Origin of the sequence: Ectobacillus soli (assembly GCF_042610425.1) — a bacterium.
Classification (GTDB): domain Bacteria; phylum Bacillota; class Bacilli; order Bacillales; family Bacillaceae_G; genus Ectobacillus.
Genome location: NZ_JBGJZM010000001.1, coordinates 204,300 through 226,066, shown reverse-complemented (window position 1 = coordinate 226,066; position 21,767 = coordinate 204,300). Strand labels below are relative to the sequence as shown.

Annotated in this window: 18 protein-coding genes and 2 tRNA genes; 4 read left to right on the top strand and 16 right to left on the bottom strand. The window is 38.2% G+C overall.

Annotated features, from left to right (window positions below; translation table 11 throughout):
• Nucleotides 1–27: 27 nt before the first annotated feature.
• The 4 genes from lonB to ACAN53_RS01115 form a co-directional block, all read right to left on the bottom strand.
• Nucleotides 28–1,707: an ATP-dependent protease LonB gene (gene lonB / locus ACAN53_RS01130; protein WP_379965773.1), complete on the bottom strand. Its 1,680-nt coding sequence runs from the start codon at nt 1,705–1,707 to the stop codon at nt 28–30.
• A 135-nt stretch (nt 1,708–1,842) separates the two neighbouring features.
• On the bottom strand, nt 1,843–3,108 hold the full coding sequence (gene clpX, locus ACAN53_RS01125) for an ATP-dependent protease ATP-binding subunit ClpX (protein ID WP_379965770.1): 1,266 nt from the start codon (nt 3,106–3,108) through the stop codon (nt 1,843–1,845).
• A 304-nt stretch (nt 3,109–3,412) separates the two neighbouring features.
• Nucleotides 3,413–4,687, bottom strand: a complete 1,275-nt coding sequence (gene tig, locus ACAN53_RS01120) for a trigger factor (protein ID WP_379965767.1) — start codon at nt 4,685–4,687, stop codon at nt 3,413–3,415.
• 182 nt (nt 4,688–4,869) lie between these two features.
• On the bottom strand, nt 4,870–5,859 hold the full coding sequence (locus tag ACAN53_RS01115; RefSeq protein ID WP_379965764.1) for a hypothetical protein: 990 nt from the start codon (nt 5,857–5,859) through the stop codon (nt 4,870–4,872).
• Between the two features lie 288 nt (nt 5,860–6,147).
• Here ACAN53_RS01115 and ACAN53_RS01110 point away from each other — a divergent pair, with 288 nt between their 5' ends.
• A complete protein-coding gene (locus tag ACAN53_RS01110; protein WP_379965761.1) occupies nt 6,148–7,371 on the top strand; it encodes an Alp7A family actin-like protein in 1,224 nt (407 codons plus the stop codon).
• 13 nt (nt 7,372–7,384) lie between these two features.
• Nucleotides 7,385–7,702 carry a hypothetical protein gene (locus ACAN53_RS01105; protein ID WP_379965758.1) on the top strand — a complete coding sequence of 106 codons (318 nt, stop codon included), beginning with the start codon at nt 7,385–7,387 and terminating at the stop codon, nt 7,700–7,702.
• A 162-nt stretch (nt 7,703–7,864) separates the two neighbouring features.
• On the opposite strand, the gene ACAN53_RS01100 is transcribed toward ACAN53_RS01105, so the two are convergent.
• From ACAN53_RS01100 to ACAN53_RS01055, 10 genes are all read right to left on the bottom strand, one after another.
• On the bottom strand, nt 7,865–10,474 hold the full coding sequence (locus ACAN53_RS01100; protein WP_379965755.1) for a GW domain-containing glycosaminoglycan-binding protein: 2,610 nt from the start codon (nt 10,472–10,474) through the stop codon (nt 7,865–7,867).
• A 621-nt stretch (nt 10,475–11,095) separates the two neighbouring features.
• Nucleotides 11,096–11,169 (bottom strand) — tRNA-Arg (locus ACAN53_RS01095).
• A 4-nt stretch (nt 11,170–11,173) separates the two neighbouring features.
• Nucleotides 11,174–11,247, bottom strand: a tRNA-Gly gene (locus tag ACAN53_RS01090).
• 157 nt (nt 11,248–11,404) lie between these two features.
• A complete protein-coding gene (locus tag ACAN53_RS01085) occupies nt 11,405–11,908 on the bottom strand; it encodes a metallophosphoesterase (protein ID WP_379965752.1) in 504 nt (167 codons plus the stop codon).
• Between the two features lie 28 nt (nt 11,909–11,936).
• Nucleotides 11,937–12,533, bottom strand: coding sequence for an XTP/dITP diphosphatase (locus ACAN53_RS01080; RefSeq protein ID WP_379965749.1), 597 nt, complete (start codon nt 12,531–12,533; stop codon nt 11,937–11,939).
• A gap of 14 nt (nt 12,534–12,547) precedes the next feature.
• On the bottom strand, nt 12,548–13,291 hold the full coding sequence (rph, locus tag ACAN53_RS01075; protein ID WP_379965746.1) for a ribonuclease PH: 744 nt from the start codon (nt 13,289–13,291) through the stop codon (nt 12,548–12,550).
• A gap of 257 nt (nt 13,292–13,548) precedes the next feature.
• The gene (locus tag ACAN53_RS01070) at nt 13,549–14,610 is read right to left on the bottom strand and encodes a GerMN domain-containing protein (RefSeq protein ID WP_379965743.1); all 1,062 of its coding nucleotides are present in this window, start codon (nt 14,608–14,610) and stop codon (nt 13,549–13,551) included.
• Nucleotides 14,611–14,758: 148 nt separating this feature from the next.
• Nucleotides 14,759–15,634, bottom strand: a complete 876-nt coding sequence (gene racE / locus ACAN53_RS01065) for a glutamate racemase (RefSeq protein ID WP_379965740.1) — start codon at nt 15,632–15,634, stop codon at nt 14,759–14,761.
• 176 nt (nt 15,635–15,810) lie between these two features.
• Complete coding sequence (locus ACAN53_RS01060) at nt 15,811–16,035, bottom strand: helix-turn-helix domain-containing protein (protein ID WP_379970196.1); 225 nt, start codon at nt 16,033–16,035, stop codon at nt 15,811–15,813.
• A gap of 157 nt (nt 16,036–16,192) precedes the next feature.
• Complete coding sequence (locus tag ACAN53_RS01055; RefSeq protein ID WP_379965737.1) at nt 16,193–17,167, bottom strand: prolyl oligopeptidase family serine peptidase; 975 nt, start codon at nt 17,165–17,167, stop codon at nt 16,193–16,195.
• 203 nt (nt 17,168–17,370) lie between these two features.
• On the opposite strand from ACAN53_RS01055, the gene ACAN53_RS01050 reads away from it, so the two are divergent.
• Nucleotides 17,371–18,735 (top strand): arsenic transporter, encoded by a 1,365-nt coding sequence (locus ACAN53_RS01050; protein ID WP_379970194.1) that lies wholly within the window; start codon nt 17,371–17,373, stop codon nt 18,733–18,735.
• Nucleotides 18,736–18,797: 62 nt separating this feature from the next.
• On the opposite strand, the gene ACAN53_RS01045 is transcribed toward ACAN53_RS01050, so the two are convergent.
• Entirely contained in the window at nt 18,798–19,463 is a 666-nt protein-coding gene (locus tag ACAN53_RS01045) for a DUF2642 domain-containing protein (protein WP_379965734.1), read from the bottom strand.
• Nucleotides 19,464–19,887: 424 nt separating this feature from the next.
• Here ACAN53_RS01045 and ACAN53_RS01040 point away from each other — a divergent pair, with 424 nt between their 5' ends.
• Nucleotides 19,888–20,313, top strand: a complete 426-nt coding sequence (locus tag ACAN53_RS01040; protein WP_379965731.1) for an OsmC family protein — start codon at nt 19,888–19,890, stop codon at nt 20,311–20,313.
• Nucleotides 20,314–20,380: 67 nt separating this feature from the next.
• Here ACAN53_RS01040 and ACAN53_RS01035 read toward each other — a convergent pair whose 3' ends face one another.
• Complete coding sequence (locus ACAN53_RS01035; RefSeq protein ID WP_379965728.1) at nt 20,381–21,748, bottom strand: Nramp family divalent metal transporter; 1,368 nt, start codon at nt 21,746–21,748, stop codon at nt 20,381–20,383.
• Nucleotides 21,749–21,767: the final 19 nt, after the last annotated feature.

Below are 21,767 nucleotides of genomic sequence, written 5' to 3'. Positions count from 1 at the left end.
TTTACGTTAGAAAGCGAAGTCTATCCATTACATCGAATGCATTTCACCTTCATCATGTAATAACGCAGAATGTCTTGTATCAGTATACTCTGTTAAGATATGATCTACAAAGATTCGGGCAAACACATCTCGTATATGGCGAACAGGTACTATTTCAATTCCTGTTATGTTATATAGCATTGGTTGCAAATTGTCTGCTGGAATTAATACTGTTTTTACTCCTGCTTTTTTGGCAGCCTTTATCTTTGCATAAACCCCGCCAACAGGTTTCACCTCACCGTGAATACTTATTTCTCCCGTCAAAGCAACATCATTTCGTACATACACACTGTGAACAGCAGAATAAACACCTGTAGCAATTGCTATTCCAGCTGAAGGCCCATCAACAGGAACACCACCAGGAAAATTAATGTGCAAGTCATAGCCGTTAGGTAGTAAATTTAATGATCTCAGTACAGTTATTACATTATCTGCTGAGCCCTTTACCATACTTTTGCGGCGAATAGATTTTGTTTGATTTCCCATACTTTCTTCCTCAACAATACCCGTAATGACAATCTCGCCTTTTCCTTCAACAGGAATTGCTGTTACTTCTAACTCTAATAACGCCCCCATATTTGGTCCATACACCGCTAATCCATTTACCAATCCAATTTTTGGAATAGGGTATATCCGTTTTTCAAGCTTTGGCGTTAATTGATTGGAATGGATCACCCATTCTATATCCTCATCACGAATGTTACCCCGCTCTTCATTTATCGCCATTCCTGCCGCCAGTTGTACGAGATTAATGGCCTCTCTTCCATTTTTTGCATATAGACCGATCATCGCAAGCCCCTGCTGCGAAATTTGCAGACCAATTTTATTACTAGCAACAGTCGCTACTTTTTCGATTTCATCTGTCTCCAGTTCATGGAAAAACACTTCCAAGCAACGAGAACGAATCGCTGGCGAAATTTCTTCAGGTGAACGAGTTGTCGCCCCAACCAATCTAAAATCTGCAGGTAATCCGTTTTTAAAGATATCATGAATATATGTAGGAATGAGAGCATTTTCCTCACTATAATAGGCACTCTCTAGAAACACCTTTCTATCTTCTAGTACTTTTAACATTTTGTTCATTTGAATAGGATGTAACTCACCTATTTCATCAATAAACAGGACCCCCCCATGTGCATCAGTAACGGCCCCTCTTTTCGGTTGAGGAACTCCTGCCTGCCCCATCGCACCAGCACCTTGATAGATAGGATCATGAACAGAGCCAATAAGAGGATCCGCAATACCGCGTTCATCAAAGCGGGCAGTGGTAGCATCAAGCTCAATAAATACACTATTAGGTCGAAACGGAGATTTCGGATTTTTCTTGGCTTCTTCTAGTACAAGACGAGCTGCAGCTGTTTTTCCCACACCTGGAGGTCCGTAAATAATGACGTGTTGCGGATTAGGACCACAAAGCGCTGCTTGCAGGGATTTTATTCCATCTTCTTGACCTATAATATCTTGAAACGATGTCGGTCGAACCCGTTGTGCCAAAGGCTCTGTTAACGAAATAAGTCGCATCTTGCGAAGTTGCTCCATCTCTTTTTTTGATTCTTTATCAATAGAAATTCGTTGCGTACGTTGGTTTTTGAGTAAATGCCAAAAATACGCTCCGACAATTACGCCGAACACTAATTGAACGAGTAAAATTACGTTTGTCCAGCTCATTAAAATCCCTCCCAAAACGAGTAATACTTGTAGTATCTCCTGGGAAAGAGGGGACTAAACATAAGAAGAAACAGCAATTCATAGAATTGCTGTTTCTTCTGTATACTATATAGTTGTAATTTGAATATGATTTGGTTATGCTGATGTTTTCGTATCGTGGTCAAGCACAGTTCCATCTTGCAGAATAAGCTTTGGCGATGCATTATTTGAAACAGTCTCCTTGGAAATAATACATTTATCGATATCATTTCGAGAAGGAAGCTCAAACATAACATCTAACATAATAGACTCAATAATTGAACGTAGACCACGTGCACCTGTTTTCCGTTCAATTGCCTTTTGTGCAATTTCAACGAGAGCATCTTTATCAAATTCAAGCTCAACATCATCTAGCTCAAGAAGCTTTTGATACTGCTTCACGAGTGCATTTTTCGGTTTTGTTAAAATTTCCACGAGTGCATTTTCATCCAACTGTTCTAAGTTAGCAATAACAGGAAGACGTCCAATAAACTCTGGAATTAAGCCGAATTTTAATAAATCCTCTGGCAATACATGTGATAGAATTTTATCTTCATTCACAATGTCCTTCTTACTATCCGTTCCGAATCCAATTACTTTTTTACCTAAACGACGTTTAATGATTTGGTCGATGCCATCAAATGCCCCACCGCAAATGAAAAGAATATTTGTTGTATCGATTTGAATAAATTCTTGATGAGGATGCTTGCGACCTCCTTGAGGCGGAACGCTAGCAACCGTACCTTCTAAAATTTTCAAAAGTGCTTGCTGTACACCTTCACCCGATACATCACGAGTAATAGAAGGATTTTCAGACTTACGTGCTACTTTATCAATTTCATCAATGTAAATGATACCCTTTTCGGCTTTCTCTACATCATAATCAGCAGCCTGAATCAGTTTCAACAAAATATTTTCTACATCTTCGCCAACATACCCTGCTTCTGTTAAAGAAGTAGCATCTGCAATAGCAAATGGAACATTTAAAATACGAGCTAATGTTTGAGCAAGTAACGTTTTTCCGCTACCCGTAGGGCCCATTAATACAATATTACTTTTTGATAATTCAACATCATCAATTTTGCTGTTCGAGTTAATACGTTTATAGTGGTTGTATACTGCAACTGCTAAAGCTTTCTTCGCTTTGTTTTGTCCAATTACATATTCATCTAAAATGTCGAGGATTTCAGCAGGCTTTGGTACATCTTTGAATTCTACTTCATCGTCTTTTGCAAGCTCCTCTTGTACAATCTCTGTACAAAGTTCAATACATTCGTCACAAATGTAAACACCAGGACCTGCTACGAGTTTACGTACCTGCGTTTGTGTCTTACCACAGAAGGAACACTTTAATTGCCCTTTTTCTTCGTTAAATTTAAACATACCATCACACCCCTTAAAAGTGCTAGAAACAGTACCCACTATATGTAACCTAAAATTTCTACCCTATGTAAATACATATTATGTCACTACACTTGAATAAATACAAATGATATGGTCGCACTTTTTGATTAAAAAATGCATATAATTTTTAAAATACATATATTCTACACAAAATCATAATGTTCCTTTAAATTTAATAAACATTTCGTTTAAAAAATTTATTTTTTTATAAAACAAGACACGATCTACCATCGTGCCTTGCATGTATGCTTGCTCATTTAACTACAAATATAACATATATTTATTAGTTGCTAGCAACTAATAAATCTACAGCTTTACGAACTTTTAAATCTTCTTTTACAGCGCTAAGATTTCCAAGTGCTTGCTTCACAGCATCTACAGGCATATTATACATTTCACCCATTTTTGCAATTTCTGCATCCACATCTTCATCTGTTACTTCTACGTTTTCAGCTTCGATAACAGCTTCAAGAACAAGATTTGTTTTTACGCGTGTTAATGCTTCGTCTTTCATTTGTTCTTTTAATTTGCTTTCATCTGTTCCTGTGAATTGATAGTACATTTCTAAATTCATACCTTGTGCTTCAATACGGTGCTCGAATTCGTGAATCATATTGTGTAATTCTGTTTCAAGCATAGCATCAGGAATGTCTACTTCTGCATTTCCAACAGCCTTTTCGACTGCATCGTTACGAAGCTTGTTTTCTGATTCTACCTTTTTCTTTTCTTCTAAATCACTACGAAGTTTTGCTTTCAACTCATCAAGAGTTTCAACTTCTTCGTTAGCATCCTTTGCAAATTCATCATCTAAAGCAGGAAGCTCTTTTGTTTTAATTTCATGAACCAATACTTTGAAAACAGCTGGTTTACCTGCAAGATCAGCAGCATGATATTCTTCAGGGAACGTAACTTCTACGTCTTTTTCTTCTCCTGTTTTCGCTCCTACTAATTGATCTTCAAATCCAGGAATGAAAGAGCCAGAACCGATTTCAAGAGAATAATTTTCGCCTTTACCGCCTTCGAATGCTACGCCATCAACAAAACCTTCGAAATCGATAACAGTAGTATCGCCTTTTTCAACTGTTCCTTCTTCTTTTAAAACAAGTTCAGCTTGTTTTTCTTGCAATGATTTTAATTCGTTGTCTACATCTTCATCTGTTACAGTTGTATCTAGTTTTTCTAATGCGAAGCCTTTATATTCTCCAAGTTTCACTTCAGGTTTAACAGTTACCTTTGCAGTAAAGATTAAAGACTTTCCTTTTTCCATTTGTTCAACATCAATTTCAGGTTGAGCAACTGGGAAAATACCCGTTTCATCAATTGCCTTTGAATATGCTTCAGGCAATAAGATATCTAATGCATCTTGGTATAAAGATTCAACACCAAATTGTCTTTCAAATAATACACGAGGTACCTTTCCTTTACGGAATCCTGGTACATTTACACGTGTCACAACTTTTTTAAATGCAGCGTCTAACCCTTTTTTTACTTCTTCTGCTTCTACTTCAATTGTTAGTACGCCTACATTATTTTCTAATTTTTCCCATTTTGTAGCCATTTATTCGTTCCCTCCAACTATAAATAATAAGCTATTAAAACTCGGTATGTATGTCCGAGAATCATACGAAATTTGCAAGGAAATAGTAAATATTACCCGCAAAAATGCATATTTGCGCATTATACAACCATTACATTATATCATACAAATCTGTGCTTTCAATAATCGGAGTATTTTTTTCGTTATACGTTTAAATACTCGTCTTTTTCTATTGTTAAAAGTTCTTCATATGCACTATGTAATGCAGTAGTGGCAACCCCATATTGCTTGGCAATTTTGTTATCATCTGCATACATGAAAAAACGTTCTTCTCCAATTTTCTGCAATGCTGCAGCCCAAAGAGTTTCATTTTCAGGTGATGGATTAAGTGGAAACAGAATAGTAATCACTTGATACCAATACTCTTCGACAGCTTGAAACATAGTAGGATTATCCTGTCCCATAATTTGCTCTACTTGTCGTAAAACTTCTTTAGAGAACGGGGAATCCCGCTCAGTAAGAAGCTCTTTAGGTACGACAGTTACAGAGCGGCCATATTTAACAACTTCAATTTCCTCAGCTACTTCGTACTCCATCATCATATGTACAATCATTGATTTTATGTAAGGATGCTGATCCTCTTGCTGTAAAAAAGACCTGAGAAAGGAGTATGCACGTACCGTTCCACGTTCCCGTAATTCCTGCAATGCACGTAACTGTTTTACAAGATCTTTACCTACAAACACTTTTGTTAGCTCCGATTCATTAGGTATGACTACTTCTTCCTGTAACATATTCTGTGCAAAGGAATAAAGGGCAGAAAATTTTTGCTTTCGTTCTTCTGAAATATCCGGTTCTTCTCGAATCCGATCTACCGTCTTAATAACTGCGCGATAATCATGCAGCTGTACGAGAATGGTAATAAAGATGTCTTCTACGTCTGTTTGCAATTCATCGCTAGCATCTAACAACTCATCACAGCGCGCTTTTGCTTCTTTCCAATCATGAAGCTCAATGAGGCAAACAACAGCAGCAAATTCAGAATGCTCATCATGTAAGCCATACATACGAAGCTGATTGAGATATGGCAATGCCTCTTCGAATTGTTTTGCATGCAAAGCATCAAATCCCATATCGCGCAAACGGTCAGAAAGGTTTGGAAACAGCACGATTTTCTCTTCATTTTCGTTCATGCTTTCGCCTCTTTTAGTCTTTTATACACTTAAAAGTAACTATAGCAAAAGAACTATATAAACACAACAATTGACATGTATTACAATCCCATTTCAATCTTTCCTTTCTATTAATTGTACACCAACCATACTTCTCTTACGTATGTACACATAAGTTATACTTAAGTAAGAATTGTCGAACACTATTTTCCTGAATATTCCACATTTATATTGTAAATAATTCCATTTTTGATAGAATTAGTATCAGATAAATGTGAATTAATTTTAAGAAAGAGGGTGTGGAATAGAATGAAGGTAATGCGATTCAATGCTGATTTCGGGAATAGTACAAGCAATTTTCTTGTGGATGGATATTATATTGAGCTTCCTACCAATGTCGTTGAACTTAGTAAGCAAGAGGCTGAACGACACTTTACAGATACCATTACTAATCCAAAAGATTTACTAGGAAGTATGCTTCTCTCTACTACCATAGGGCTTGAAACAAAGTACTTTCTTGTAGGGGAGGCCGCAGAACATGCCATGCAGGCTAATTCCCATGTAAACCGAATGCACGATAAGATGAAAAGCAACATTCCCTATGTCATTTTCTTGAGCGCCATTTCCTATTATCATGCACTGCATGATCAAAACGAAGAAGACTCCACTATCGAGATTGAATCGATGCACATGATGCTCCCTATTTGGCTGCTAAAGCGAGAAGAAAAATTTAGCACTGCCCAAAACATGATGGAAAAGCGATTTCATACTGATCACTCGGTTATCATCCATACACCGGGTATGAGCAAAGAGCTACATATCACTGTTAGCCGAGCAAAATGTAAAATCGAATGCGAAGTTGCTCGCCACTCAATTAAATATAAAATGATGAAACAAGATCAAGAGGGAAAGATCATAAAGATTGTAAAACGACGCGAAGCAGAACAATTTAATGCCTATAAAGTGGTATTGGTCGATATTGGTGGGGGATCTACAGATGCAGTTTTGTTAGGGAAAGGTCTTACCTCACCAAAAGACCGTGATGCTTTTCAAGTAATCGACATTGTCCCCTTTTTAGGATATTTAGAGGATTTCAGAAAAGAAAAACTACTCGAAAAGTTTAAGGAATTACGAGCGCTAGAAAAGTTCATTGTAAACCACTACAAATCCCAGCAATACAAATTAAACAATGAAAATACAGGTGAAAGCTACGACCTAACGAATATGTTTCAAGAAACACTTGCCAAATATGCCTCCTTCCTCGAATATGCAGTACTAGAATCATTTATTTCATCAAATGATGAACCGTTAAAGTTCATATATATTGGCGGGGAATCTCCTATTCTAGAACCTTATATAAAAAGCAGTTTATTACAGCATGTAACACAACGCGTCGCTGAAAATAACCACTTTTTTCTACACGATATTATCGAATACGATGAAAACGAAATATTCGCTCCTACGCCTCGAACCATTAATTTATGTGCATTAGAAATATTGAGCTTAAACGAAATGACAAAAATCACAATATAAGGTGTGATTGCAGATGAAACGAAGAGAAAAAATGGCTTTCTCTACAACTGATATACCTGAACGGATTTATCGCATACTAGATGAAAAAGCAAAAAGCCGATCATTAGCACCGTTTATCGTAGAGTTGGTTGCCAAAAAAGAGGAACAAGACCGAATCATGGACAAACTTACCATGATAGAAGAATTACTTAAAACCGCTCCGATTCAGATTGTACAGAAAGAAGCAGAACGTGCTACCGATGTACAAGAATGGTCTTCTGGTAAAATAATATACGCAGAGGAAGTCATAGGTGGAATAGACCAAGTGGATGAAGAGGAAGTTGATTTTTGAAGACTATTATGTGCAAAAGCGGGTATGTCTCTGTACAATGTCGTACCCACTTTTGCATTTTTATTTCAATCTTAGCGCTAAACCCACTCTACGAAACAAGGAAGACGTAATTTGATTTAAGGCAAATATGCTTTAAAGATGTATCAGAATAGTATTTGGCTTCTATCCTGAAATAGCACGTGAATCAACCCAGCCTTCAACATGGTTATCGACTTTGAATTGATACCAATGTACCCCACCAATATCCAGGCTGCGAATAAGCTGAAGTGGCTTGTTTATATAATTACTTGCGGGACCTACATAACTTGCTCCATGTTCCCCATATGGAGCTGTCCAAACTGCATTTCCATCTAGAGCGACAACAAACGCAGTTCTATTTTCAGATTGTACGTTGGTAACATTTGTATAGATATTATTGGCATCTACCCATCCTATTACATTGCCTCCTATGGAAATTTCATTCCACACTGTTTGACCTTTTTTGGCACTTTTCACTACTTGAACCGGTTGATAGCTATACCGATCGACAAGATTAACGAATTTGGCATCATACTCTCCGTACGGGATGTTCCAAATTGCGTCCCCTTTACCAGAATAGCCCATCAGAGCTGTTTGGTTCTCATCTTGTATATCAGTCAAATCAGTCAATGCCTTTCCTGCATCGATCCAGCCTAAAAATTTTCCGTCTTTTTGAATCTGGTACCACAATGTATTCCCCTTTTGAACACTCATTACTACAAGAACCGTTTGATACATATAGTCGTTCGTACTTCCCAAATACTTAGCACCAAGGGTTCCGTAAGGAGTTGACCAGATTCCATTGTTATAAGTACTGCCTATCGTCACATCCAAATTCTCAGCTTTTGCTACACCTAATGTATCCAAAGCATTATCATCAATCCAGCCAATTACTTGTCCATCTATACTGATCCTATCCCAAAGGGTGTTATGATACGTTGTAGTATTTAGGATTGTAATATTACGATAAGCATACAAGTCTGTTGAACCCAGATACTTCGCCCCAGGAACACCGTATGGCATGGACCAGATGCTATTTATGTTTGTTGCCCCCATTACGACATCTCGGTTGCTGTCATTAATACCGGTTACATCACTTAACACTCGCCCATCTATCCATCCAATTACCTGGTTATCTACACTGAATTGATACCATACAACATTGCCAAGACTTATCTTTTGAATTAGCTTAATCACTTTTCCTACATAATTGTTTGTTGATCCAACATAGCTGGAACCTTGTATACCATAAGGAGCGGACCATACTCCATTACCGGTAGTACTTTTAACCAGCTGATTTGCATCTTGATCATTAACAATAGAAACGTTTTCCAACACCCGATTGTCCACCCAGCCAATTGGCTGATTATTTACATTCACATAACACCAAAGCACGTCTCCTCTTTGCGTTTCAGAAGAAATGTGGACAACTTTGCCAGCATACATAGTAGTATCCCCCACATAATTAGCTCCCTGATCACCATATGGGCTGGTCCAAATCGCATTCCCCGCCGTGTGGACAAACATCGCATCAAAGCTGACTGTTTGATTACTCGGGGTTGGTGCTGGCTGAACTGTTTCTTGCGCAGGGTATTCTGCCAATCCATATCCGAATAATGTATCCCTTCCGACAATGCCAAGATCTTTTGTATCCTTATCCAACTCTTGACGAAGCTGAGCATTCGTCATAGACGGATATTTTTGTTTTAATAAAGCGAGAACTCCTGCAACGTGCGGTGCTGCCATTGATGTACCACTGCCAATCGCATATCCATTATTTAAATAAGTAGATAGAATATTGGAACCAGGAGCACTTACTTCTAATTCTTGACCTGTCGAAGAAAAAGAAGAGCGACTTAAATCCTGATCAACGGAACCTACTGAAATGGCATTGCTATATTTAGCAGGATACAGCATCGTATCTCCTGTACCTGTTGCATCTCCATTATTTCCAGCTGATGCGACTAGTAAAATCCCTCGATTATAAGCTTCGTCGATCATATTATGTAATAAAGGACTATCTGTATCTACTCCAAAAGATAAATTCACGATATCCATATTATTTTGAATTGCCCAATCCAACCCTGCAATAATATTCTGCAACGTTCCTGTGCCAGTGCTGTCCATTGCCTTGATAGCATAGAGCTGCGTATCAGGTGCAACCCCTTGTACCGTTCCAGTTCCTGTTGCACCAATCGTTCCAGCTACATGTGTGCCATGCCCATTATCATCAGTATACGATGTTGTGTAGCTGACTTCGGATACGCCGCCAGCAATAGTCAAATCACTATGAGGAGCAATCCCTGAATCAATGACTCCAACCTTTACACCTTTTCCTGTCAATCCTGCTTGCCATGCTTGGGGAGCTTGTACAGCTTGCATATCCCATTGTGAATTTTGTCCATTTGTCACCGTAGTCATTTGTGCTTTAACGAATGTTGCGGGAACGTCTTGCAATTTAACGGTTACATTTGGTTCGACATCAGCAATATTCGGATTGTTTTTTAAATTTGTAATATCAGTTTGGTCAACCGTTGCAGATACAGCAGAGACGCTTTCAAATTGGTGTTCAATATTCTTGCTATGTTGTAAAACTGTATTTTTCCCTTCTTGATTTTTATAGACAACCAATACTGTTTGTTCCTTGTTTTGCTGTATTTCCTGTGCACTAGTATGAATCAAAGGCACACTTACTTGCACAAGCACAGTAGCAACAGTCATTTGTACTAATATTCTTACAACTTTTTTATTCACGCCTTGTTTTCTCCTCTAGATTTGCAATCTAAAATATTTTCAGATAATACTCGTTTATTTTAATTATAGTAGACTATTAAAATAAATAAAGAAATAATAGAATTCAATACAGTTAAAAAGGATCACTTATTTTATCGGGGAAAGGTAAGATATGTAGTTAAAGAGAGGAATTTAGCTATCAAATAAGCTTTTCACTTTTTTTCAGATTATGTTCGACAATGATTTTGTTACCAGGTTTCCTTTTACCATAATTCGTTTTCAACCTAATACAAACGAAAAGCGAACCATCTATAGGTTCGCCATTTGATTTATATTCTTTCATTTACTAATATACAACAGTAAATGATGTGTCTACACTTGCACCATTACATGATACAGGAACAGTCCCTAAATATGTACGGCCTCCCACTTGCCAAGACCACTGAAAATCCCCATTTGCATCAGCCTAATGCCTATGCTTATTGAGTCCTCCGAAATAGATAGTATTCCTTTTTTTCGTAAAACAAAAAGCCTTCTAGCATACGCCTAATTTTGAGTCGTTTCGGCTTTTGACCGATGCACTGACATTTCATTTGGCGTCCTAAAAGGCTTATATATAGCGATTCGATATGTAGATAAAAGCGTCCCAGGAGAGATTCGAACTCCCGACCGACGGCTTAGAAGGCCGTTGCTCTATCCAGCTGAGCTACTGGGACATTATGGAGCGGGTGATGGGAATCGAACCCACGCTATCAGCTTGGAAGGCTGGAGTTCTACCATTAAACTACACCCGCATAAATCATTTGTTGCAATGTCGTTGTGTCGACGTTTTTTATTATAATCTTGTACCATAACAAAGTCAACATATTTTTTAGTAGGATAGAAACATTTTCTCTATCCTACTAAAAAGAAAGCTTGATGTTCTTCATCTTTCATTTAAACGATTTATTCTTACTCGTTTAAAGACAATTCTCGTTTTACTACTACGTTTCCTTCTAAATCTAAAAATTGAACCGTGGCTACGTTCGTTTCAATTTCTAGTAAAACGTAGGTTTTTTCTTTACGCATTCGAGGAAGTGCAATGCTTCCAGGATTAATAAGTAGCGTTCCCGCAACGACTTCTGCACCCATAATGTGAGAATGGCCAAAGCAAACCACTTGTGCCTGGCATTCTCTTGCCTTATAGAGCACGTTTTGTAGCGTCATTTTCACATTGTAACGATGACCATGCGTAATAAATAAGCGAATTCCTTCTACTTCCGTAACAATATCATTAGGATATGACGTTTCATAGTCGCAATTGCCTCTTACAATCTCAAAACCGTCCGTTTCTTGTATGGACAACTCAGAATCTCCGCAATGAATCATTACATCGACTTCCTGTTCATACTGCTGTTTCAAATTCTTAAGCTCGCTTGTTAAACCGTGGCTATCGCTTACAATCAACGCTTTCATATTTCTTCACCCTTTGCCTCTTGTTGTCTTAAAACCACTCAGGTATTTTTTTCTCTAATTTATGAAGCGCTCTTGCTCTGTGACTCCGTTTATTTTTTTCTTCACGAGACAGCTCAGCCATTGATTTTTTCAGTTCTTCTACATAGAAGATTGGATCGTAACCAAAGCCATTGTCACCGCGTGGCTGCTCTAAAATAGTTCCTTCAATCGTTCCGTTTACAAGAATCGGTTCTTTCTGATCAGGGAATACAACTGCTAGCGCACAATAAAAACGTGCAGTACGCTTTTCTTCTGGAACTCCATTTAATTCTTCTAGTACTTTTTGGATGTTTGCATCATCATCTTTTTCTTCTCCGGCATAACGAGCAGAGCGTACACCCGGATTTCCAAACAACGCATCCACCATAAGACCTGAATCATCCGCAATTACAACTTGTCCAAGCTGTTTGCATAAGCTATCAGCCTTAATAATTGCATTCGCTTCAAATGTTTCCCCTGTTTCTTCAGGTTCTTCAATACGAGGAAAGTCATGCAAGGATTTAACCTCTAATTCATATTTCGCAAAGAGCTGTTCAAAATCCTTTACCTTGCCCATATTCTTTGTAGCAATTACTACTTGTTTCATAGCGCTCCAGCCCTTCATTGAATAGTTATCGTTTCTCCAATGCTTTCTAACGCTTGTTTTTGAACTTCAATAAGTGAGTTGATTCCTTTTTCTGCTAAAGCTAGCAATTGAGATAGCTCCTCTTTGCTAAACGTAGCTTCCTCACCCGTACCTTGTACTTCTACAAATTTTCCTTGCCCTGTCATTATGACATTCATATCTACATTGGCATTAGAATCTTCTGCATAGTTTAAATCTAACACCGCTCCTAGCTCGTCCAATATTCCAACCGAGGTTGCCGCTAAATAATCGGTTACAGGAATTTTAGATAGCTTTCCATCGTTCACGAGCTTTTGAAATGCTAGTACCATCGCTACAAAGGCACCTGTAATGGAGGCCGTTCTTGTTCCGCCATCCGCTTGAATTACATCACAGTCAATCCAAATTGTTTTCTCACCAAGTGCTTCTAAATCAACTACAGCACGGAGTGCACGACCAATTAATCGTTGAATTTCCATTGTACGTCCTGTTACTTTTCCCTTACTTGACTCACGAATGGTGCGCTGCTGGGTTGCACGTGGAATCATTGAATATTCAGCCGTTATCCAGCCTTTCCCTTCCCCTCTCATAAATGGGGGTACGCGGTCTTCTACACTGGCATTACAAATTACTTTCGTATCTCCCGTTTCAATTAAAACAGAGCCTTCTGGATGTTTTAAATAGTTTGTATGAATATGTATACGTCGTAGTTCATCCTTTTGACGTCCATCTACTCTCATGATTCATTCCTCCTTGCAATTCTAGTATAGCCTAAAATGACGGTATGTATGGAAATTAAGAAAAGCGGATATGGCTCGCTCCTAAACAAGGATCGAGCCATACCTCTTCACTATTATACTTCCTTATTCTTATTAGAAACAGATGAGAATCCCATACTAACATGGCACCTCTTCCTTACACCCAAGTTTCGTTCACACAAATTTTTCTAATTAGCCTTTGCCGAGCCCTGCTTGTTTAGTATACCAAACCCACTATACTAAAAACTACCAGTGTTCACATTTTGCGGTCTTGTCACAGGTTTCGTTAGCTTTTCCCCATTTTCTTTAAGTAAATCCGATTTTCCATTCACTTCAATAGAAATACTCTGCACGCCTTTTTGCTCGGTTAAAGACAAAACGAGAGCACCAAGAACATAGTTAGAGATTACATTTTTCCCTACACTCGCATATATATTATCATTAAAATTAAGTGTTACTTTACCATTCTCATATGTCGGAGCATTTACAAGTCTTACATCTGGATTGAAATCACTGACAAGCTGAGACTTCTGAGACGGACCTTTAATCAGCTCATTTACAACGGAAATGACTTCATCCTTCTCACTATTAGAAATACGCCGCGTTACTGGTACATAATACGTTTGCTTATTACTCTGCGTTACAAAATAGAGCGTCACTGGCTTTGTATTCATTACATCTACCAATTGCTCATCGTCAAAATTTATACCGTCCGCTCGGCTTACTCCTTCACCAATTGGCGTTTTATTGACTGGCATCATCGCTTGATCTTGACCCTCAATTTGAATTTTCACACGTTTTACGTCTTTGAACTGCGTCAACGTCCACGTAATGGATTCGACAATTTGGCGTTCTTCTTCTTTTTTATATTTTTTAATATCAGCTGAAAAGTCTGCCACTGCAGTTCCATCACTGCGAACATCTACACCCTTTATCTGTGTATTCGCAGGAAGAACCGCTTGAAACCCATTCGGTAGAAGGCTTGTTACCGGTCCGTCTTTCACTAAATATTCCAGTGCCTGCTTCATTACAGCATTATCTTTAGCGTTCGGTAAATCTATAGCTTGAGGTACGACATACCCATTTTTATCAACAAGATATAGCTCATGTTTCGCTGCATCTGCCTTTTTTTCCTCTTTAGCCGGTTCATTCGTATTTTTCTTATCTTGATCTTTCTTCGTAACATTTGCAGGTGGATCAACTGGCTGTGAAGCTTTCTCCTTAGTAACCGCCCCACAGCCTACTAATAGCACAGTACCTATTAGAATCGTACTAATCCAAGATATTGCGGTTTTTTGCATAGGTTTCCCCTCCTAAGATGGTTTGTACTAATATGTATACGAGCTACAAACACATTTAGAACTACCTGTTGGAGAAAACGCAGGTAAGAGAATGAAAAAACGAGTACCAAGGAAATACCTGATACTCGTCATACATGTATACATTGCGTTACTCAGCTTTGGAATAGGCTTCTTGCTGCAAAGTAATATGTTTTACATTTTCAATTGGTTGTCCAAACCAGCTGGAGGCAATTTTTTTAAATGTTTCAATTGGTCCCGTTGTTAAGAACAAGTGATCATTTTGTTCTTCCACTGTATTTCGCAAATTACTATGATATAAAATCGTACTTACTTCTCGTGCTGTTTCATCACCGGAACTTATAAGTTGTACCTGTTTTCCCATGACATCTTGTATAACAGGACCTAATATCGGATAATGCGTACATCCAAGAATTAGCGTATCAATATTTGTTTGTTTAAGTGGTTCCAGTGCAGATTGTACAACACTACGAGCATGCGCGCCATTAAACTCACCGTTTTCTACAAGTGTTACAAACGGTGGACAAGCTAAACTTTCCACTGTTACACGATTCGTTATCGACTTTAACGCAAATTCATAGGCTTTACTTTGAATCGTTCCAATCGTTCCAATTACACCCACATGATAATTATTCGTTACTTTTAGTGCAGTACGTGCACCTGGATAAATAACGCCAACGACTGGTATTGGCAATTCAGCCTGCATTTCCTCTAGCACAACAGAAGTTGCTGTATTGCAGGCAATCACTAGCATTTTTATATCTTGTGCCAACAAATAGTTGGTCATTTCCCAAGTAAATTTTCGTACTTCCTCGCGTGGTCGTGGTCCATATGGACAGCGTGCTGTATCACCTAAATAAATTATTCGTTCCTTAGGTAATTGCCGAATAAGCTCCTTCGCTACGGTCAGTCCACCCACGCCGGAATCCAAAACACCAATTGCTCTATTCAAAAGATCGCCCCATTTTCTGTCTGTACTATAAGTTAGGCACAATATTCTTCTCATTAGCATAACATGCTATCGGCCACCGTTCATCCGATTCGTTATTACAATAGGTTAGGGAAACAATCCCACTGAAGTATTTTGCTCCTTTTCATCCTAATTTGCAAGATGTTTTTATAAAAACAAACACAGCTTTCTCACGAAAAAACCGGCCCCCTTACAACAGCCGGTTCCCCTACCTATAATTCAAGCTCTCCCATACGAAGAAGCTCTACAACCGCTTGTGAGCGCCCCTTTACTCCAAGCTTTTGCATTGCATTACTAATGTGGTTGCGAACGGTTTTTTCACTGATAAACAGTTCACCTGCGATGTCTTTCGTTGTCTTGTCTTGCACGAGAAGTTCAAACACTTCACGCTCTCGTTTTGTAAGTAGCGGTTTTGATCCAAAGTCTTTATCCTTTATCAACTGGTATAACCCTCCTTGCCTACGCCAGAGCCAAATTGGGATTGGGTATCCATTTAGTCATTTGTATTGTATGAGAGCGTAAGCCTTGTGGTGCATAAATGCTAGCTTTTTTTGATATGAATGGTAACCTAGATTTAAATGTTTCAACAATTACTTATTTTAACGTTTTATCAAGGAAATCAAGTGCCTTTTCTATGTTGGTCGTCGTTCTAAATTTTGGATCCATATGTTTTGCACCGTCAAATACTTCTAACATTACATTATCTTTTCCGATTACCTTTTCCAAATTCGCTGCAAATTCCGTTGATTGTTGCACCGGAACAACCGTATCGTGAGAACCATGCTGAATAAAAAAAGGCGGGTCATCCTTCGAGATATACGTTTCTGGGTTCGCTTTTTTTACCAAATCAGGAATGTTTGTAATCGTATCCCCCAGTAATTGAGACTCCGCTGAATTTGGTGTATTATGGTCAATTCCCTTTAACCCGCTTTGCTTAAACTGATCGTCCATCGTTAAAAAATTAATAGGACCAAACCAGTCCACAACTGCCTGTACGCTACTAGATTGGTTCGCATTGCCGAGGTCGGCACCTTCAAATTCTTGATTACCACCTGATGTTCCGGCTAATGCTGCTAAATAACCACCTGCTGAAGAACCCCATGTTGCAATTTTAGTAGGATTTAAGTGGTAGGTGCTTGCATTCGCTCTCAGAAATCGAATTGCAGCCTTTACATCCTGAATTTGTGCTGGAAAACGGGATTCCTCGCTTAATCTATAGTTCATCGTAACAACCGCATAGCCCCTATTTAAAGCTGCTTGTAGATTACTTAATTCTTCCTCTTTTTTCCCATATCGAAAGGCACCGCCATGAATGTTTAGAATAACAGGAAATGGTCCATCTCCTATATGATTAGGCAAATAAATATCCAGATTTTCTGCATGAGATACACTTGCATAAGATACATTCAACCATTTCAGTCTCAGTTGATTTGCTGTTACTTCGGTACCTGCAATTTTGTGTTGTTCTTTCGATTGATTCGTCATGCCTTGGTTGCCTATCCCACAACCGGTTAGTAAACTAATGATGATCAATGTGGTAGAAATGAGAACAATCCCTTTATAATTCATTACAAGTCTCCCTATCTGTTTGTAAGCATTTTAACTAGTCATACTTTTTCTAATTCTATACTCCATAATAATCCCTACTATCCGTTATTTCTATATAGAAATAAGAGTTCCGTTTAGTCCAAGCAATAGGATAACGCATATATATAATATTAGAGACAGATAAACATAAGGTATGTCAAGGTTTGGAGGGAGGCGCTTTATTTATCAACATTCAAATTATTAGTACCATTTCTGTTTTTTTATTAACAATGGTAATCATTTTTTGGCGTCCAAGGGGAATAAATGAAGCTGTTCCAGCAATGATCGGCGCTATTATCGTTTTAAGTTTCGGAAGTGTTTCCTTACTGGATTTAAACGAGATTAGCAATAAGGTTATGGGGGCTGCTGTAACCATTATCGCTACGATGGTTATGGCAATTGTATTGGAGAGTTTTGGATTTTTCCATTGGGCAGCTGCTCAATTAGTAATAAAAGCAAAGGACTCGGGAATACGATTATTTTGGTACACAAATTTACTATGCTTTTTAATGACTCTTTTCTTTAATAACGATGGTAGTATTCTTATCACAACCCCGATACTTTTACTCCTATTAAATCGCTTACAATTAAAGCCACATCAAAAAGTCCCGTATTTACTAAGCGGCGCTTTAATTGCTACCGCATCTAGCGCCCCAATAGGTGTTAGTAATATTGTTAATCTAATAGCATTAAAGATTATCCATATGGATCTCTATATGCATACAGCTATGATGTTCGTACCTGGTACAATCGGATTACTCTTCATGTCTTGTATGTTGTTTCTTGTTCTTCAAAAAGATATTCCTCGAAGACTACCTGCCATTTCCCTTGAGTTAGATGAGAATTTTGCTACGCAATCGTTTCATCCTTTACAACCAAAATTAGCTGCCGAACAAGCAAGGTTACGTACAAAATTTATGCGTAATATACTACTTTTCGTATTAGGAGTACGAATTAGCTTATTCATTGCTTCCTACTTTGGCATGCCAATCGAAATCATCGCTATAGTTGGGTCTGTTATATTACTAGGATGGAGATGGTACAAATTACGTTTAGCGCCATTTGACATATTAATCAAAACGCCATGGCATATTCTGCTATTTGCGTATTCAATGTATGTACTCGTATTCGGTCTTCATAACATCGGTTTAACAAGCTATCTCATTAGTAGTATCCACCCTTATATTACAACGAATTTATGGAATGCCAGTCTCATTATGGGAATCCTACTTTCCGTTCTCTCTAACCTATTTAATAATCATCCAGCATTAATGATTGGAACTATGGCACTAACTGAAATGGGATTAGACCCAATTACAGTGAAAACGGTGTATTTAGCGATGATTATCGGTAGTGATATGGGATCTCTCCTTCTTCCCGTTGGAACCCTTGCAAGCTTAATTTGGTTGCATATTTTACGAAGGGCACATATTAAAATTGGATGGGGAACCTATATTAAGGTTACATGTCTTGTAATTCCCCCAACCCTACTATTTACGTTAATAACGCTTTATTATTGGATAACTTTGGTGTTTACTGGCCATATATAAATCACCCACAAAAATGCCAAGCCAATGGGGGATGCAAAATCCCCCATTCATGGTTTGAACAATCATCCAGGAATGTGAACGGATTGAATATGCGCTACTGTGATATAAACCGTGTCCCCATTTGCTACAACTAATTCAATAATTCCTTCATTCACTTTCTTTAATAGTCCGATTTTTGTCGACTTTCCTCCCATATCAAACACAACTAGCTCGTTTTCATACTTCTTTATTTGTTCTTCAAATAATGCATGTAAGGGGATGGTGGATGGAACGGTAGGTATTTTCTCATCACTAAGCGTGTAAGGGATCGTTTTTAAATGGTAAGGAATAAGCCATTTTAAATGGTGTGTGGAAAGCAGCATCATGTTAAAAACATGAGAGTAGAAGTAAAGGTAATCCTCTTGAACACTCACAATATAGCCATGAAGGGATATGTCACCCGTTACATAAATTTCTGTAAAACGTCCCTTGGCATTTTCTAGAATAGTCTGAAACGATATAGATTGATCATTCTTTACCAACGATCCTACGCTAGGATTTGTAATCTCTCCATTAGGAACTGCGCTCTCATTGATACGATGAATATGCAAAAGTGGAAAATACATAAAATTTTTTCCATCAAACAAAACAACGATTTCTTTACTTTGTTCAATTAGTATTCCTTGAAACAAAACTTTACCCGAAATCTCTACATCGATTTGTTTGCCACGCAGCGATGCAATACTCATATGTGCACCTCCTCTTCTTAAAGAATGAAGTCATCTGTACAGTATATACAATCTTAGATTAGAAATGATTCTTTCCTTTGCTACAATGCACGGTATAAAGATAGAAAATTTACATACAAAAAGAACCGAAGAAAGAATCACTGGCTCATTTTTGTCATTCGTTCAAGCTCCTGTTTATATCAGTATTTTGAAAGATCTGTAGCTTTTGCTAAGGCGCGCCAATCGATTCTCCTACTCTGTCGTTCTACGCCAAAGCAGCTATCAAAACTACTTACTGTTCGGAAAACATAACATGGACGGAATATTTCACCATAGTTACTCCCTTTAATGTGTTTCATTTCCCACTTATCGCACACACTAGTATAATAATGATAAGTATCTGCGCTAAAGCGGAATTAGAAACATAAAGAAGGGATAGATACATATGAAAACAAATGTAACATGGACTGGTCAAATGGGATTTTCAAGCGTTACACCTTCCGGACATGAGATTAAAATGGATGCTGCGGAAGAAGTAGGTGGACAAAATACCGGAGCTCGTCCTACCGAACTCTTATTAAATGCTGTAGCTGGCTGCACGGGTATTGACATCATTAGCATTCTTCATAAAATGCGTTTACATCCAACTGCCTTTCATATGGAAGTAGAGGGAGCGCGTGCACAGGATCATCCGAAGCGATTTACAGCTATTCATATTGTGTATGCATTGGAAGGCGATCTTCCAGAAGAAAAAGTCGTTCGTGCCATCCAGCTTTCAAAGGATACCTATTGCTCTGTTGCGCATTCCTTAAACGCAGAAATTACAGCGAGCTATACCATTAACGGAGTAAAGGGCTCAAAAACATTATAAATACTGATTAATCAAAAATGTCCTAGCCTTTTTTTGTGCTAGGACGTTTTCTATATGATGCTAATACTTACATAAAAAACATATTTATAAGCAAATAAGCATTTAACGTAGCAATTACGATTACAATGAACCAACTAATGACTTTCGTTATTCGTGAGTTTACAAATACCCCCATCTTCTTTTTATCACTTGTAAACATCACTAATGGGATAACTGCAAACGAAAGCTGAAGGGATAAAATAACTTGACTTAATATTAATAAATCGGTCGTTCCTTTTTCCCCGTATAAAATCGTTACAATAACGGCTGGAATGATGGCAATGAGACGAGTAAATAATCTCCGCAGCCATGGTCTAATTTTAATATTTAAAAATCCCTCCATTACAATTTGCCCTGCTAGTGTTCCTGTTAAGGTTGAATTTTGACCGGAAGCAAGAAGGGCAACAGCAAACAAAGTGCTTGCAATGCCGGTTCCGAGTAGGGGATTTAACAACGTATAGGCGTCTTTAATATCTGCAACATCTGTATGACCGTTCGTATAAAAAGCAGATGCTGCCAAAATTAGTATCGACGCATTTACAAATAACGCTAACATAAGAGCAATCGTAGAATCGATGACAGAATACTTAATAGCCTCTCGTTTTCCCTTTATTGATTCTTCGTATTTACGGGTTTGCACAATAGACGAGTGTAAGTATAAATTATGGGGCATAACGGTTGCCCCTAAAATACCAAGTGCAAGAAATAACATCGTTGGATTTTGAATAATTTCCGTGCTTGGGATAAACCCCTTTGCTACTTCATTTAACTGTGGCTGTGACATAAATAGCTCAACACCAAAACATACTGCAATGGTAGATATTAAGCCGATGACGATGATTTCAATGTAACGAAACCCTTTACTTTGCAATAATAAAACAAGGAGGATGTCGAATGAAGTAATACAAACACCCCATAAAAGCGGGACACCAAACAGCAGTTGCAATGCAATGGCAGCTCCAATTACTTCCGCTAAATCACAAGCTGCAATAGCGAGCTCACAAAGTATCCATAATACAAATGCTACTGGCTTGCTAAAATGATCACGACACGCTTGTGCTAAATCACGTCCTGTCGCAATCCCTAGCTTCACCGATAGTGCCTGCAGAACGATTGCCATCATATTAGACAAAAGAATAACCGATAGAAGAGTGTAATTGAAGGCAGATCCACCGGCAAGTGATGTTGCCCAGTTTCCTGGATCCATATATCCAACTGCAACGAGATATCCAGGTCCCATGAATGCGAGTAACTTCCGAAAGAAGTTTCCTTTCTTCGGTACATGCATCGTTTTATATACCTCTTGTAAACTCGGATTCCCCTTGCTTCTTTTCCATCCCTCTTGATGGGCTAGCGTGGTAGCTTTCGTAACCTTAGCTATATCCAATTCATTCAACACTTCTCATCTCCTTATT